Source organism: Parafrankia sp. FMc2 (assembly GCF_041008525.1).
In the GTDB taxonomy this organism is placed as follows: domain Bacteria; phylum Actinomycetota; class Actinomycetes; order Frankiales; family Frankiaceae; genus Parafrankia.
In genome coordinates this window covers 1-2,803 of sequence record NZ_JBFLUG010000318.1, presented here as the reverse complement: position 1 = coordinate 2,803, position 2,803 = coordinate 1, and the positions used below count along the sequence as shown (strand labels likewise).

Sequence of the window (2,803 nt, the reverse complement as noted above, 5' to 3'; positions counted from 1 at the left end):
AACACCACCACAACAGTCCCGGAGATTACCCCGATTACTCTCGACGCGACCGAGTTCCAAGTCGCATAATATCGAAAGACGCAGAGTGAAACGCGAACCGATCTACACCACTCCACGGGGCACTATCTTACCAGGGCTACGCGCCCGGAATCAGCTTCCATGCTCACCTGCGCAATGCTTCATATGACCGTGCCTGGACGGCCGTCGGCGTCGGCCTCGCCGTCGTTGACCAGTGCGCGTACATCTTTGATCATTTGCCGCAGGGCACACTCCCCTTCCTCGGCGGTCACGGCGGTCGGGTCACCGAGCACGTCCGACGGCGAGACGGCGGCGACGCCGGCGGCGACGACGGCAAGTAGGAGCTCGGTGATGGAGGTGGTGTTGCCTGCTGTCGGTTGTGTCATGTTCACCCAGTTCGGGGCTCTAAGTTCGGCAAGAGCGAGGTCTTGGGGGAGCCATACCAGGAGCCGTGTTCGCGTGACCGATGTAGCCTGGCTTTTCGGGCTGGCAGTGGAATCATCGACTATTCGCGGTGCCGAGGGTTCGGGTGAATCCGTCGGGCATCACGACGTCGTCGGGCGTCAGGTCGTGGATCGAGGAGTGCCCCAGCCCGAGCAGGGCCGAATCGATGCCGCCCCGCAGGATGTCGAGCACATTTTCGACCCCTGTCTGGCCGCCGGCAGCCAGGCCCCACAGGTAGGCACGACCGATCATCACCGCCCGCGCGCCGAGCGCCAATGCCTTCACCACGTCGCCGCCACGGCGGATGCCGCCGTCCAGCAGCACCTCCACCTGGTCGCCGACCGCGTCGACTACCGCCGGCAGGGCGCGGATCGGGGCCGGGGTCCCATCGAGGTTGTTGCCTCCGTGGTTGGAGACCGAGATGGCGGAGACCCCGGCATCGACGGCGCGACGGGCGTCGTCCACGCGGCACACACCCTTGAGCATGAACGGTCCCTGCCACTGGCGGCGCAACCAGGCGATGTCGTCCCAGGTCGCGGGGGGTGTCTGCATCCAGTCGCCGTACGCGCCGAAGAAGGTGGGGGACGGCTGGTCCGCCTCGCGCAGGTTGGGCACGGTCAGATCGGGGAGCTTTCCGGAGCGCAGGTATTCCAGCAGCCAGGCGGGCCGGGAAAGGCCCTGGGGAGCCATACGCGCCATGGTCTTCCAGTCGAGTCGCTCGGGTATCCACGGGCTACCCCAGTCGCGGCTGTGGGAGAACGACCAGTCCAGGGTGACGATCAGGCCAACCGCTCCGGCCTGCCTGGCGTGTTCCATCCGTCGGAGCATCCACTCCCTGGCGCCCATCCAATACATCTGGAAGAAGATCTGAGGGTTGGCCGCCACGACGTCCTCGATCGGCTTGCTGGCGAACGAGCTGAGCCCCATCGCCGTGCCTCGCGCCGCAGCGGCCCGCGCCACCGCGACCTCACCCTCGGGGTGGACCGCCTGCGCGCCCGTGGGAGAAATAACTACCGGCAGTGATATGGGCTGACCCATGACGGTGGTTCCCAGGTCCCGCTTGGCGGACAGGTCCGCCACATGCGGAGCAAAGCCGAGAGCGGCGAAGGCCCCGGTGTTGTCCGATAAAGACACGCCCTCCTCCGAGCCGGCACGGAGCGCGCTGTAAACCGACTTGGGAAGCCTCCTGCGGGCCCGGCGCCTTGCCTCGGCAACTGATTCGAACCACGGGCTGCTCATTATCTCACCTCTCAGTCATGATCCCGAAAAGAGCGTTCATCTTTGTCGATGTGTCCAGATCAGACATAGGTTCGGTCAGGCGGTTCTCCGCACAGGCGGAGATTTCGGTGGTGCCATTGGCGGGCCGCGTGACGATCTGGACCAGTGCGGTGCTCATCCTGTGTGATGGCCGCCCTGCCAGATGCCGCCAGGCAGCGCGCGCGGCAGGTTGCGGGCGTACGTCGCTACCCAGGTCAGACAGATCGGAGCGGCCGACCCCTGCTCGTACCGCTCTACAGACCACCCACTGTGGGGTCGGCGGGCCCGCCCTGGTTAGCGCGGTGCGGATGATGGGCGGAGCACCAGGCACGGGGTGCGACCTCCACGGGATGCCTGCGCTTGAGGAAGGTCAACCAGCAGGTCCCGAAGCGGTGGGCCAGCACGCTGAACGACTCGGGATGCAGCACCACCGATGGCGACAGCTCCCAGGCCTGACAGGCTTTCAGTCACGATCGGGCTCTCCGCCAGACGTCAGTAGACGCCGCACATTCCATCGATCGAGATCTCCTCGATCAGCGCTCCCTCCTCGACGATCGGCAGGTCGCCAGGTCCGTCGACCTGCTGGATACCGTCCCCGGGGACCAACGTCGACTCCTACATGACGCCTCCTCCTGCTGCTGCGCGGCCACCACTCGCGCCCTGTTCGCACCTTAACAGCACTGCGTGCCAAAAAGAAGGGGTTAACGGCACCGGTGGTCAAAAAGGCGAGAACGTCCGCCCCCCTCGACCACGCGATGGATTGATCACTGAAAGTGACAAGTCGCAACACCCGAGGGGTCACTCCCGTTGCCGATCATGCGGGACCTGGACGAGCATCCTTCGTTCCGTTCACCGTTCGTGCGTTCGCCACTACTATTCTGAAGGCGATCGCCGAGACCGTAATGTCGGGCGGCATACACCCGCGACGACCACGCTGGCGGAGGGTGCCTGAGCTCGGCTACTGATGATTAATGCGAGAAGTCATGTTGATCCGAGCTCTTCCCAAGCAAGCCCGGTCTCGGCAAGGAACCCGACAAGAAGATCGGGCCGGTACTGCACACGTTTCAGTCCGTGCTTGACGGCC

At 65.0% G+C, this 2,803-nt stretch carries 4 protein-coding genes; all 4 read right to left on the bottom strand.

All coding sequences use genetic code 11. The annotated features are described in order from the left end of the window. Positions 1-179 precede the first annotated feature (179 nt). The 4 genes from AB1460_RS36735 to mftA all read right to left on the bottom strand — a co-directional run bounded on the left by AB1460_RS36735 (position 180) and on the right by mftA (position 2,307). A complete protein-coding gene (locus AB1460_RS36735) occupies positions 180-404 on the bottom strand; it encodes a hypothetical protein (protein ID WP_368967119.1) in 225 nt (74 codons plus the stop codon). A gap of 112 nt (positions 405-516) precedes the next feature. Beyond that, a complete protein-coding gene (gene mftD, locus AB1460_RS36730; RefSeq protein ID WP_420497459.1) occupies positions 517-1,701 on the bottom strand; it encodes a pre-mycofactocin synthase MftD in 1,185 nt (394 codons plus the stop codon). Between the two features lie 272 nt (positions 1,702-1,973). Beyond that, positions 1,974-2,150 carry a hypothetical protein gene (locus AB1460_RS36725; protein WP_368967117.1) on the bottom strand — a complete coding sequence of 59 codons (177 nt, stop codon included), beginning with the start codon at positions 2,148-2,150 and terminating at the stop codon, positions 1,974-1,976. Positions 2,151-2,211: 61 nt separating this feature from the next. Next, on the bottom strand, positions 2,212-2,307 hold the full coding sequence (gene mftA, locus AB1460_RS36720) for a mycofactocin precursor MftA (protein ID WP_420497460.1): 96 nt from the start codon (positions 2,305-2,307) through the stop codon (positions 2,212-2,214). Positions 2,308-2,803: the final 496 nt, after the last annotated feature.